The organism is Undibacterium sp. 5I2, from assembly GCF_035019605.1.
In the GTDB taxonomy this organism is placed as follows: domain Bacteria; phylum Pseudomonadota; class Gammaproteobacteria; order Burkholderiales; family Burkholderiaceae_D; genus Undibacterium.
Window position 1 is genome coordinate 65,596 of the sequence record NZ_JASJVS010000003.1, and the last position, 13,009, is coordinate 78,604.

The window sequence follows — 13,009 nt, forward strand, 5'->3', positions numbered from 1 at the left end:
TTTCCCTTTTTTAATTAGTGTGTAGATTGTTTTTGGCTAGGCCGGTCAGGAGCGTGCCTGGTCCCACTTCCTGGAACAGCATCGGTCCGCGCTGCGCCAGATAGGACAGGCTCTGGCGCCATTGCACTGGACTGGTCAGATGCTTCGCCAGTTTCTCGGCCCAGCCGGTGTCGCCGTGCGGCCGGGCCGACTGGTTCGAGATCACCGGTAGCTGCGGTGGCTTGAACGAACACTGCCGGCAGTACTGCAGGAACTGCTCTGCCGCGTCGGCCATGAAACGGGTGTGAAAGGCACCGCTGACCTTGAGCGGTATCACCTTACCTGCGTTCAGTGCGGCGATCTTCTTGCTGGCCGCGTCGACTGCCGCCATCGAACCGGCGCACACTAACTGGCTCGGCGCGTTGTCGTTGGCGATGCAAAAATCGTCGCCCAGTTCGGCCGCGATAGCCTCGAGCACTGCACGGTCGGGGTCGAGCACGGCGATCATGCTGCCCTTGCCGTTTTCACGCGCCATCAGCTCGCCACGTTTCTTCACCAGATCTAGTCCGGTCTGAAAATCAAACACGCCAGCGCTCAACAGGGCGTTGTATTCCCCCAGACTGTGACCGATTACATAGTCCGGCCGCACGCCACTGCGGCGTGCAATGTCCATCTGCATCAGCGCATTGACTGTGTACAGCGCTGGCTGGGTATAGGCGGTATCGTTCAGACGCGGACCGGCCTGCTCGCACAGATCCTTGAGTTCATAGCCCAGAATGGCTTTGGCCTGTTTCATCTCGTTGGGGAACAGATCGAACACCTCGCGTCCCATTCCCTTGTGCTGCGCTCCCTGTCCAGGAAACATGAACGTAATCATTGCGATCTCCTAACCGTATCTAGAATACGGAGCAAGTTGTCAAATACCGCCGCTTGGGCAGTCTTCAAGAAAAAATGGTCGCCGGGGAACAGGCGGCCGACAAAACTGCGGCCGGCAAACGTATCCCAGCGGTAAATCCGTTCGATCGACACTTCCGGATCGTCAGCCCCGCCCCAGACATGCAGCGGACATTGCAGAAGTTGCGGCCGGTCGCAGAAATGCGCATCGACCACGGCAAAATCGGCTTGGAACGTGCCCATGAACACATCCATGAACGGACCGTCTTCGATCAGTGCCGGGTCGGTGCCGCCAAGACGCTGCAATTCGCGCACGATCTTCTCGCGCGAGAAGGCACCGCGGGTCAGAGCTGCCGTGCGCGGCACCCCGCGCGCGGCCAGGATCAGCGCCGACGGCGCGCGCAGGCCCTGCTGCTGGCGGCGCAACGCCAGCTCGAACGCCATGATGGCACCCATGCTAAAACCGAACAGCACATACGGACGGTCGAGCAAGGGTGCCACACCCTGTTCGACTGCTTGCAGCAGCGCCGGTAAATCGTGCAGCGGGGGTTCCGACAGGCGCCGGCCGCGCCCCGGCAGCTGGATCGCGACAAATTCAACCCAGTCCAGCCCTTGAAAATATTTCACCCAAGGCTGAAAGAAGCCGGCATTGCCGCCTGCATGGTGAAAGGCGATCAGCTTCAAGCGCGCTTGCGGTGCCTGCGTCTGCGCGCCTATCCAGGGCGACTTGGCAATGTGCGGACGCGCTACTACGCCCGGTACTACGACATTCAACTCCAACATATCAAAATCTCCATCCATTCCATGACCAGCGCCGCATCACCAGCGCTGGTGCGCTTGGGCTGGCCAGTGCCACCGCGCCGCACCAGCCAAGTTGCTGCAATGCCAGCGACTGCAGATGCAAGCCCTGCAAGGGCACGCTCGCCTCCATCACGCGCGTCGCATGACCGGGGCGGAACTCGATGCTGAACCCATCCAACGGGTAGCGCAGCCCCAGTCCCGTCGCTTTCAAACAGGCCTCCTTGCAGGTCCACCAACGATAGAATCCTGCCAGTTGCTGTGGCTCGCCCAGCCCCCAGAAGGCATCCTGTTCAATCCGGCTGAAATGGCGTTCCACCAGCGCCAGCAACTGCGGCATCGGCCTACACTGCTCGATATCGACGCCAACGTCAGCTTGAGTCGACAGCGCGACGAGCGCCAAGTCGCCTGAGTGCGACAGATTAAAAAACAGCGGCAAGCCGCTCTGCGCCAGCCTAGGCTTGCCGTTGGCGTCGATACTCAGTTCGATCCGGCACGATGCCTGACCCAGCACATGCCCCAGAACGCCACGCAGCGCGGCGTGCGCCGCAAGGTAGCGCCGCCGCAGGTGCGGAAAGGCAAAACGCTCGGCGCGTTCACGCTCGGTGTGGTCAATCACGTCCAGGCAATCCTCGGCACGCACCAGCTCGTCGTCGAGTCGCACCTGCCAAACATGTAATTCACCGTCCGGCAGCGCGCCCGGACGGACGGCGACAACGCCGCTAGCCCGATTGACTTGCGCATCCATCATTGCTTTTCCTTACTGCCAAATATCTTGAGCGCACGCTACCCTGGCGGCGGCGCGGCGCATGCGATGCTGCTGGCGTAATCGCGCGGTCCACACGACTGCCGCACCGCATTCCACGCTGCGGCGGCGTCCTTCATTGTCTTGCCCGCGTTACGCTGCTTGTCGCGCATATAGTCCCTGACAAAGGTGTTGTATTCCCATGTGTGCATGATGGTCGGGGTGTAGCTCTTGTCCTTGCGACGCTCCAACTCCTCCACCCACTCGCGCGCCAGGTCGCCGTACGTCAGAGCTTGCTCCGCACGCGCCCTGCGAAAGCGCTGCAAATGCGCGGTGAAATGAAAGTGCGGACCGATCACGGACTCGAAGAAGGCACGCGTTTCAGCGTCGCACTTGTAGTTGGGGCCGATCGGCTCATCCAGTCCGAATTTGCGCACGACGACCTCACCGGTTTTTTTGCGCGCCACCACCGCCACCTTGCACAGATCCGGCTGCGCGCGATGCTGCAACTGTCGGCGCACCCGCTCGATCACCTCGTGCTTGTGCCCGGCCGTGGCCAGTCCGGCCGCGCGGCAAAAGGCGACCAGTTCCTCCATATACCAATAGAACTGGTCGAGCGCCTCCGGCACCATGCCTATCTCCAGCGCGGGGCGGTCCGGATGGACTTTGAGCATACCGGTCTTTTTACGCACAGGCTGTTGTGTAGGCCGCATCACTGCCTCACAGCCACATAGATGTCCGCGCCATCTTCACCAATCACTTCAAAATCGCCGCTATAGCTGCGCACCAGATCGTCGCGGCTCCAGATATGCTGCCAAGCGCTGCGGATCGCCTGCGGATTATTGATATGGAACTTGGCGTAGTTCGCCGCCGGCAGGGTGCAGGTCTGTAAACCGGCGACCGGTTTCGCCGACGGCTCGATCCGACTGCCCAGCATCAGCGTGTAGGCACCGTTGGCGTCGCTTTCGTAGTCGAAATAGGCTTCGCAGATCGCCGACTCCTGCTTGCCATCGATCTTGCCCAGCACGTCCTGCTGAAAAAAATTGCCCCAGTGCTGCTGGATTTTCTCCATGCCGGCCCCACTATTGTTGGTACGCAGGCTGATGCCAGCAATCGTTATAGGTTCCAGCGAGACCAATTCGTATGTCATTTGTTCCATCTTGAGTTTCTCCAATTGATGATTAAAAGTAATGTAGTGTGGGTAGTATTAGCAATGTCGGGGTCGCGACGCCGCCTCAGGCGATCACTGATTTGGCTTGCCAGACACCGGAATTCCAGCGCAAGTAATTGATCATGCCGCGCAGACCCTCGTCGACCACCAAGCCGACCCACAGACCTGCCATGCCGACGCCGGCATACAAACACAGATACAGCGCGAGAGGTACCGCCACCAACCAGGTCACCCCGACGCCGACCATGGCCGGGAAATTAGCGTCGCCTGCGGCCTTCAGCGCAAAGCTGGACAAGGTGCCGAAGGAACGGGCAGCTTCCAGTACGATCCCCACTGCCAGCAGATCGAGGCTGATGGCCAGTACTTTTGGATCCTGAGTGAAGATGCCGATCAGCTGCGATCCGAACAGACGCAGCATCACTGCAATGATCAGGCTACCTGCAATGGCGATTTTCAGATTCTTGCGCAGCACGGCGTCGGCCGCCTGAGGCTGGCGGGCGCCGACCAAGATCGCTACCAGCACCTGATTGCCGATCGATACGGCTGCGGCCCAGCAGATCGCTACCGTGGCTAGGTTCATCACGTAGACCCGCGCCGCCATTGCCTCGGTGCCGAGGCGCACCGCAGCCGCCGAGATGACCAGCATCGCCACTTCGGAGGAAACCGGCTGGATCACCGACGGCACACCGATCCGCAGCACCGTGCGTACCGGCGTCGCCACGTCACGCAGGAAGGCCGTCCAGTTATAGCGCACCCGCATGACGCCGGTCACGATCACCACGTAAAACGCGATCACCGCCACCTGCGCCAGAATGGTGGCCAGCGCGACGCCGAAGATACCCATCTGCATGCGCTGAAATGCCACGTTGAGCACAATATTGACGGCAATGGCGATCAGCCCGCCGAACATATTCCATACCGTTTTGCCATGCGATACGAAGGCGCAGGCCAAGGCGTACTTCACACTGATCAGCAGCAGCGCCGGTGCAATATCGCGCATGAAATCGGCCGCATTCCCTTGCGCGCTGCCTTCCAGTCCAAGCGCGGCGGCGATTGGACTGGCGCCCAGGCCAAGCGTCAGCGCGGCAGCAGCGCCGAGCAACAGATTGATCAGCAAGGCGGCGCAATAGACCCGCGCCACTTCGCCGTTTTGCCTGGCGCCGAGGAACTGGCCAGCCACATTGCTGGCGCCTTGGGCCATCATCATGAACACCAGCACGCACATCATGAACAATGGAATCACGGTGCCGACGCTGGCCGCCACTTTGTCAGAAATACGGCTAAGGAAGAACGAGTCTGAGAAAAAGACCGAAAATGTCAGCAGCAGTTCGATGAACACTGGTATTACGATGGCCCAGACCGGTGGCAGATGCTGCTGCTGGTTGGAAGACGATTTTTGCTGATTAGTCATGCTATTTTCCTTTATTGGATGAGAGGTCAGCGGGGCCGACGTCGGCGACGACGTGGACCGGGCGTTGTTGGTGTCCGATCTGGATCTGCGCAGCGGTGAACGGAATTGCCCGCGTCGGGTCCATCGGACTGGCCTGCGCCGGCGGCACTGCCGGTGCCTCCGGATCAGCAATCGCGTCGAGAATGCGCTGGCCGAGCTCGCTGCGATCGAACTGCTTAAACAGGGCGATGCGGTTGCGCGCCAGATCGCCGCGATTCCATTTTTCGTACAATTCTTGGCGCATGCCGTAGCTGTCGCAGGTCAGGTCCCAGGCCATGCGGAACAGGCGCGACTTGCGATTTACATCGATGTCCTTACCGCGCATATAGCGTTCCAGCAGCGGCCGCAGTTCTGGGTTGGCTAGGTCGGCCTCGCTCGGTTGCATCAGCAAACCCGAAGCCCCCAGCTCGCGCAGAATTTCGCTGGCGCGGGTACCGAACTGAGCCGCAAAGGTATCCGGTCCCAGTGTCGAGCTCGGCGCCAGCATACCGCCAGCAGTGCGTGAGCACTCCCGCTGCATGCCGAGCAGAGCCAGACGCGCCATCTCAACATAAGTGGTCAACTCGCCCAGCTTGCCCTGCACCTCGCGGAAGTCGCTCACGCCGATGGCCTCACATACCATCGCCGCCACCGCCAGATGGGTGCGCATGCGATGATAGAAGCGGATCTGACCGACGTACAGCGACCAAGCATTGAGGCGGCGGAACCCATCGAACGCGGTCTTGCTGTCGTTGAGCAGGAAGATGCGGTTGCGCGGCACAAAAACGTCGTCGAAAAACAGCATCGCGTCTTGCTCGTCATAGCGGCTGGCGAACGGATGGGAGAAGCTGTTCTCGGGTCGCGCCAGCGCCTCCCTGCACATGATGCGCAGGCCGGGCGTTTGCATCGGCAGCGCGCACCAGATCACGAATTCAGGTTTGTCGCGCATGGCGAAGGTCGGCGACATGTAGATCAGCACCTCATGGGCGAACGGCGCCATCGTGGCCAGTTGCTTGGCGCCGCGAATCACTACGCCTTCCGGCGTCTCCTTGACCACCCGCAAGGCCAAATCGGCGCTCTCGAGCGGACCCGACGAGCGGTCAATCTGTGGGTCGCCGATCGCGTGGGTGATGCTCAGATCGTGTCGACTACAGTAGGCGTGATAGTGAGCCGCATTGGCACCGAACTGCGGATCGACCACCGCCAATTCGGCGCGGTAGTCGTACAGGCCAATCACCACGTTGGCCATGAAGTCCGGCACCCGTGGCAATTGGCCCCAACTGTGTTTCATCCACAGGTGAGAATTTGCCCACTTAGCCTCCAACCGCTGCTCGTCATGCGGCAGCGAGTAGGAACGACTGACCCGATAAGGGGTGTCGGCCACAGTCTCTGTCATGGCGTCGCGGCAAGCCTCGCTGTGCTGCAGATCGTACAGGCGTGCCATTTCGTTGCGCAGCCCGGCAAATGCCGGGTGCTCGGTGACGCGCACGCGCTGGCCATCGAGCCAGACCTCGCGCGCGTCATCGAGACTGTCCAGATACGCCGGGCCGGTCAGGGCGCCGCTGGCGTGATCCAGTCTCATATCGAGTTGGTAATCCAGTTGGCAAAACGGAGTAGTTCTCATTTGAGCAACCTTACGTTGAGAAATGATCGACCAGCGCCAAGCCAGCATCGGCAGAACCACGGTCCTGCTGTTCGACTCGCTGTACGAACTGCGTCAGCAACTGGTCGAACTGAACGTTGTGGGTTAAGAACGGATAGTGGCCGGAACCGCTCAAATCGATCAGCGTCGAGCCAGGCAACTGCTCGTGCATGGTGTGCGAATGCAGAGGGCGGATCACTGTGTCGAGATCGCCAAACAGGAATTGCACCGGCGTCTGCAACTGGCGTACCCAGTCCAGTGTCGACAAGGTGGTCATCTCGTTCAGATAGCGCATCGCCACCAGAGGATTGGCGCACTGGCTGCCAATCAGCAAATTACCCATACGCTCGGTGTTCAGACGCAACGGATCGGCTTCCCCCCACTGCGCGGCGACCATTTCGAAGTCGATCTTGAGCGAGCCGGAGACCACCTTAATCATCTGCATGATTTCATCGATTGACAGGTTGTCGCCGGCAACCGGCGGCAAGTCGAGAGCGTCGTAGAAGCCGCCAACCATGGTTAGCGAGGCTACCTGCTGCGGATAGAAGCGTGCGATGTAACTGGCTGCGATCGAACCGAAGCAGGACGACACCAGATGCACTGGCTGGTCCGTCAGTAGCACCTTCAGCACTTCGGAGAAGACGCGCGACACGCCTGCTGTGGTCGACTCGCGGATACCCTTGCTCAGGCCGTAACCTGGCGCATGGATCACGATCAGGCGGTAATGCGCGCGCAGCGACTGGATCTGCTTGAGCCAGACCGGAATGGTCAAAGCGACCGCCGGCATGAACAGCAGCGGTGTGCCCTGGCCGGTGACGAACACCTCGACCTGTGGGCAGGACGGCACGTCGAACAGCAGATGCTGTAGGTCGTCCGGCGACGCACTGCACAGGTCGGCGCTGTCTGGTGCGTCGGCGGTTGCCACCGCCAGCTTGCCGTCGCGGTACAGGTCGCCGTACGAGAACAGGAAATCCTCAATGTCGACGCCAGCTACGGTGCGCAGCAGCTTGGCGCCGGGATATCGCTGGGTAGCAACTGGCGGTTTTGGCGGTGCGGTTACCACAGCCGACGAGTGCTCTACAGCAACAGTGGCGGCCGTCGTGGACCCATCGCTGACTTTGCCGCCTAATAACTGAACCGCCTGCTCGACATGGTTGGCGATCAGGTACTCGGCCACTTCGCGTACCGACTGATAGTTCAGGAACAAGGTGGCAGGTAGAGTGCCAGCCAGCTCTTCCAAGGCTCGGTGCAGGTTGACCACAATCAGCGAATCGACACCAAAATCGCTCAGATCGGCATCGATGTCGATTTTCTCACGTGCAATCATCAGTGTATCGGCAACGATCACGCGCACGCTCTGTGCCACCGCGTCGAGCGTCAGTGCTGCATCCACGTGCGCTACTTTGCTGTTTTGTGCAATCTGTTCGATCACCTGCTCGGCCTGAGGGCTAACGGCGACTTGCGGCAGCGGCAGCGGCACCGTCGGCCTGACGGCTACGGCAGTTTCGAGTATGGCTGGCTGCGGTAACTTGACGCCCATCCGCTGCAGCACGACATCGCTGACATTCAGAGCCATCGCTTGGCCGAGGTTAGCGGCGACGATGCGGGTGATCGCCTCGCCGCCCTGTTCCGCTTTTAGGGGGAAGATGCCCTTGGCGCGCAGCAGTTCTGGATCGCCGCGGTCATTACCCTCCCAGAAGCCCCAGTTGACAACATGCACCGGCCAGTCGGTTTCCTGGCGCAGATGCAGCGCGAAGGCGTCCTGGAAGTTGCATGCGACCGTGTAGGCACCCCAGCCCTTGTTGCCGACAAAGGTTTCGCCCGACGAGAAGAACATCAGAAAGTCCAATGCGCGACCGCGCAGTGCGCGGTACAGGGTATGTGAGCCGACCGTCTTGGCCTGCAGCGCGTCAACGAATTCGCTGTCGGTCAGCGTCGCCAGACGACCACCGGCAAAGGTCATGGCCGAGTGGAACACGGCACGGATCGGTCCCAGCTCCGTTTCTGCCTTCTGGATTGCCTTCGACAGTTTCTTGTCGTCGGAGATATCGGCAGGGTAGTAGCGCACCCGCGCCGCATCGTCCGACACCGTCGCCAGCTTGGCTGCAATCTCGTCGTCGGACGGACGGCGGCCGATCCAGGCGATGTTGGCGCCACAGGCGCTGGCCAGGTACTGGCTAATGCGTACACCGACGTTGCCAGCGCCGCCGATGATCAGGTAGACACCAATGTCCTGCAGCACCGGTTGAGTTGCCGCAGGCAGTGCCAACGGCAGTAGGTTGCGGCGAAACGCTTTGCCACCGCGCAGCGCCAGTTGCTGGTTGTCGATGGCACCGCTGACGACGCGATCAAGGTCGGCCAGCAGCGCCGGTGTCATCTCATGGCTGCCTTCAGCCAAGGCTATGTCGAGCAGCTGCGTGCTGACGTGCGACAGCTCGTTCGGCAGGGCCTTGGCGAAGCCGACCAGGCCGGCCGTGAATGGCTGGATGATGTCGTCCGTTTCAACTTGGAACACCGCATTTGTGACGATGCGTAAGGCCCACTGGCGGCGAGCCTGGTTGCCCTTCTCAATCGCCTGCACCAGACGCAACAGCATCGTCACGCTGCCCGTTTGCAGGTCGCGGAAGTCCTTGCTGGTGCGTGGATGCCACTGGCTCAGATTCACTCCGCCCAAGAAGTACACGGACCCCACCTGACCGATATGCTCGATGCAGGCCGGCAGCGCCTGCGCGTCGGCCGGACCGACGCTCCAGGACTGCGCCGACAAAACTGCGGTCTTGACGTCCAGCACGATCTCATAGACATTGGAGCCTAGGCGCGCCTTGAGGGCGGTGGCCACGAAGCCAGCCGCCGCCGGGTAGACCAGCAGCGTCGCGCCTTCCGGTGTCGATGCCGGCATTGCCAGCGGAGCCAACTCGTCGGCCGGCACCACCTGCCACTGCGGGCGGTAGAACATGCGATCGAACACCGGCTCGCTAATCTGCGCGCGCATGCCCTGCAAGGTCAGGCAGATGCTGCCTTGTGCATTGAGCATATCGACTGCGAACGTACCTTTCCCACTCGGGCGCAGGAACAGATAGCCGTCGGTCGTAGGCACGTCGACTAGGCGCAACTGCTCAGCGCGGAACTGCACGCAATCACCGATGCCGTCTTGCAGATGGGCTGCGGCGATCAGCTCGATCGCCGCGCTGACCAGCAGCGCGGCCATTTCCCACGGTTGTTGTACAGCGCCGGTCACGGTGTAACGGGCCAGCGCAAAATCGTCACCGCAGCCCAGCTCGCTTAGCGAGCAGCTGTCGGCACCGGTGCCTTTCACGCTCAAGCCAGGCAGTTTGTGCCGGCAGTTGCGATACCAGTGCGCCACGTCGGTGATGGCCGATACCGGGCCATTGCCGCCGCTGGCGGGCCGCAGCTCGGCGCAGGCCAGTTCGGCGTTCTCGGCGCCGCTTAGTTGCGCCACCGGACCCTGCGCCGTGGTGCCGATCGTCATCGCCAACTGCTGCGGCGCTGCGCCGGTGGCGCGATGCTGCCAGCGCAGGTCAGCCAGCGTCCGCACTCCCTGGAAGTAGTCGGCTGCGGCGCCCAGCAGTGCCAGCGCACGGCCAGCGCGCAAACTGCTTGCGAGCTGCTCGCCTTCTTGTGGGTCCAGATCGGCCGCCGTCAGCGGCAGCTCGAAGGTTAGCGCGCCGCCCATGCTGCGCTGCGGATTAAGGCAGGAGTCGAGCGTCGGACTTGCCTGACTGGCGATGGCGACGGTGTGTGCGGCCGCAGCGGCAATGGCCGGCGCGGTCGGAACCCAGCAGCGTTCCTTGGCAAATGGATACAGCGGCAGGTCGATCCGACGCAGGCCCAGCCCGCGATAACCGTCCACCCAGGGTACTGTAGCGCCCTGGCACCACAGGCGTCCCAGCTTGCTCCAGCGGCGGCCTTGCACCAGCATGCGCAGGAACTCGCGGTCCTGTTCCCCGTCGGCCTGGACTCGGTCGCGGTTGTACTTCGGACTGGTCCAGCAGGCATCAATGCTGTCGTCACCGGCTAGGAAGCGTTCCAGCTTGCTGCGCAAAATGTCGAAGGAATCGGCTTCCAGAGCAAGACGGCGCGACAGCGCTTCGCGACCTACCTGCAGGGTGTAGGCAATGCGCTCAAAGCGCTCTGCGTCCGAGGCAGAGCTATCGAGCGTGGCCGCGCTGCCGCTGCGAACCCGTGCGCTCAGTTGGCCGACATTGGCTGACTGCAGTACCTCGTCAGCAGCCAGTGCGCAGTCGAAGGCTTGGTTTAAACGTTGCGCCAGCCTGTCCGCCGCAGCGGTGTCCACCGCTAGGTCGTCCCAATTGTCGTCGGTGTCCAGCAACTGCGCCGACACGCCGAGCGCATCAGCCATTACCGCCATCACCTCGGCGGCACGTTGCGCCGCGTCGACCGCGCGAGCAGCCTTGACTGGTGCAGCGACCGGTTCGAATGATGCCAGGAACTGGCGCACCACGGCGTGCATCTGTTCATGGTTCTTGGCGGAGAAGACGAATAGCTGTTTCACTTCCGGCTCGCGCGCCGACGGCGCGGCCGATGCGACATATTCTTCCAAGATGACGTGGCCATTGGCACCGCCTGCGCCGAACGAGCTGACGCCGGCACGGCGCGGAACGCGGATGTCTCGACCGTCCTGCCGCAGCGTCATCTGATTCCATGGTGCCAGCGTGCGCTGCACAACGAACGGCGTCTTGGCGAAATCAATGTTCGAGTTCAGTACCTCGGAATGGATCGACGGCACCAGCTGGCGGTGACGCATCTGCAGCAGCACCTTGGCAATGCCGGCAAAGCCAGCGGCCGATTCCAGGTGACCGATGTTCGACTTGATTGAACCGAGCGCGCAGAAGCCCAATTCATCGGTGTGTTCGCTAAAGGCCTGGGTTAGCGCACGTACTTCGATCGGATCGCCTAGCGCGGTGCCGGTGCCGTGGCCTTCCATGTAGCTAATGGTGCGCGGATCGATGCCGGCAGTGTGCAGCGCCTCCCGGATCAACGCGGTCTGTAGTTTTGGATTCGGCACGGTATAGGCATTGGCCTTGCCGCCGTGATTGATGGCGGTACCGCGAATGATGCCGTAGATGCGGTCGCCGTCGCGTTCGGCCGCACTCAGTGGTTTGAGCAGCAGCGCGCCAACGCCGTCGCCCGGCACATAGCCATCGCCGCCCTCGCCGTAACTGCGGCACAAACCCTCGGTCGAGGCAAAGCCGGTTTTGCTGAGGAATAAATATTTGTTTGGATGGACGGTGATGTTGACGCCACCGGCGATGGCCAGCTCGGTCTCGCCGCGTTTCAGGCTCTCGCAGGCCAGATGCACCGTGGTCAGCGACGACGAGCACATCGTGTCCAGTCCGATGCTCGGGCCGATGAAGTTGAAGTAGTACGACACCCGATTGGCGATCGAGCTGTAGGAAGAGCCGGCGTTGGCAGTATCGGTGCCATACAACTGATACTGACCCCACATCGCGCCGGCATAAACGCCGATCTTCTTGCCCGACAGCTGCTCGCGCGCATAGCCGGCATCTTCGATCGTATGGTAGACCGTTTGCAGGAACAGGCGCTCCTGCGGATCGAGCGACTGCGCCTCGAGGTTGGAAATGTTGAAGAACAGCGGATCGAACTTGTCGATGTCGTTCATGAAGCCGCCCCAGCGCGTATAGGACTTGCCTTCCACGCCCTTCTCAGTGGTCCAATATTGGCACCAGTTCCACAATGTCTCTGGCACTTCGGAGATGCAGTTGCGGCCTTCAACCAGATTGCCCCACAACTGCTCCATGTTGTCGGCCATTGGGAAGCGCCCGCTCATACCGATGATGGCGATATAGTCCTCCTGCACGGGCGCGGCGACGCGAGCGACGGCACCAACCGGTACGGCGGCAGACGGTGGTGGCGCGACCGACGAGGCCGTCACCGGCCATTGCAGAGCCATTGCTGGCGTGGCACTTGCAGGGGGAGCCAACTCAGCCTGCGTCGTTACCGGTGCGCTCGTCGTCGTGGTCTGCGGATATTCCTGGGCTAGGTAGGCAGACAGTTCGCCTATGCTCTGGAACTCGAAAAACAACGTCTTGGCCAGCTCTCCAAAAGTTTCTTCTAGGCGGCGTGTGATAGCGACCACCATTACCGACTCAATCCCGTATTCCTCGAATGCGGTATCGCTTCTGAGCATTTTTTCATCAAGCTTGGTCTCCAATGCGATTGCCTGCCCGACCAGATGCTCTATCTTTTTTTGCCACGTGGCGCTAATGCTTGCATCACCGATTGCCATACCATCCCTTGTTCATCAAAGTTGCCCGCGTTGTGCAGGCGCTACTGCGCGTTTTCAGCGCT

At 61.4% G+C, this 13,009-nt stretch carries 8 protein-coding genes; all 8 read right to left on the reverse strand.

Features of this window, described 5'->3' with window-relative positions:
- Positions 1–10: 10 nt before the first annotated feature.
- Positions 11–856 (reverse strand): ACP S-malonyltransferase, encoded by an 846-nt coding sequence (gene fabD, locus QN359_RS02070; protein ID WP_322249063.1) that lies wholly within the window; start codon positions 854–856, stop codon positions 11–13.
- Complete coding sequence (locus QN359_RS02075) at positions 853–1,656, reverse strand: thioesterase II family protein (protein ID WP_322249064.1); 804 nt, start codon at positions 1,654–1,656, stop codon at positions 853–855. Before QN359_RS02075 ends, fabD begins: the two co-directional genes overlap by 4 nt.
- A gap of 1 nt (position 1,657) precedes the next feature.
- Positions 1,658–2,419 carry a 4'-phosphopantetheinyl transferase family protein gene (locus QN359_RS02080; protein WP_323493550.1) on the reverse strand — a complete coding sequence of 254 codons (762 nt, stop codon included), beginning with the start codon at positions 2,417–2,419 and terminating at the stop codon, positions 1,658–1,660.
- Between the two features lie 38 nt (positions 2,420–2,457).
- Positions 2,458–3,090: a DUF6434 domain-containing protein gene (locus tag QN359_RS02085; RefSeq protein ID WP_323493551.1), complete on the reverse strand. Its 633-nt coding sequence runs from the start codon at positions 3,088–3,090 to the stop codon at positions 2,458–2,460.
- A 38-nt stretch (positions 3,091–3,128) separates the two neighbouring features.
- A complete protein-coding gene (locus QN359_RS02090) occupies positions 3,129–3,575 on the reverse strand; it encodes a GyrI-like domain-containing protein (RefSeq protein ID WP_322249067.1) in 447 nt (148 codons plus the stop codon).
- Positions 3,576–3,651: 76 nt separating this feature from the next.
- A complete protein-coding gene (locus QN359_RS02095; protein ID WP_322249068.1) occupies positions 3,652–4,998 on the reverse strand; it encodes an MATE family efflux transporter in 1,347 nt (448 codons plus the stop codon).
- 1 nt (position 4,999) lies between these two features.
- The gene (locus QN359_RS02100) at positions 5,000–6,640 is read right to left on the reverse strand and encodes a 4-hydroxyphenylacetate 3-hydroxylase family protein (protein WP_322249069.1); all 1,641 of its coding nucleotides are present in this window, start codon (positions 6,638–6,640) and stop codon (positions 5,000–5,002) included.
- A gap of 10 nt (positions 6,641–6,650) precedes the next feature.
- Positions 6,651–12,947 carry an alpha/beta fold hydrolase gene (locus QN359_RS02105; protein WP_322249070.1) on the reverse strand — a complete coding sequence of 2,099 codons (6,297 nt, stop codon included), beginning with the start codon at positions 12,945–12,947 and terminating at the stop codon, positions 6,651–6,653.
- Between the last annotated feature and the right edge of the window lie 62 nt (positions 12,948–13,009).

Bases quoted from the DNA above. Each gene is read 5' to 3' on its own strand.
- fabD (WP_322249063.1), bottom strand. From the start codon at position 856: ATGATTACGTTCATGTTTCCTGGACAGGGAGCGCAGCACAAGGGAATG.
- QN359_RS02075 (WP_322249064.1), bottom strand. From the start codon at position 1,656: ATGTTGGAGTTGAATGTCGTAGTACCGGGCGTAGTAGCGCGTCCGCAC.
- QN359_RS02080 (WP_323493550.1), bottom strand. From the start codon at position 2,419: ATGGATGCGCAAGTCAATCGGGCTAGCGGCGTTGTCGCCGTCCGTCCG.
- QN359_RS02085 (WP_323493551.1), bottom strand. From the start codon at position 3,090: ATGCTCAAAGTCCATCCGGACCGCCCCGCGCTGGAGATAGGCATGGTG.
- QN359_RS02090 (WP_322249067.1), bottom strand. From the start codon at position 3,575: ATGGAACAAATGACATACGAATTGGTCTCGCTGGAACCTATAACGATT.
- QN359_RS02095 (WP_322249068.1), bottom strand. From the start codon at position 4,998: ATGACTAATCAGCAAAAATCGTCTTCCAACCAGCAGCAGCATCTGCCA.
- QN359_RS02100 (WP_322249069.1), bottom strand. From the start codon at position 6,640: ATGAGAACTACTCCGTTTTGCCAACTGGATTACCAACTCGATATGAGA.
- QN359_RS02105 (WP_322249070.1), bottom strand. From the start codon at position 12,947: ATGGCAATCGGTGATGCAAGCATTAGCGCCACGTGGCAAAAAAAGATA.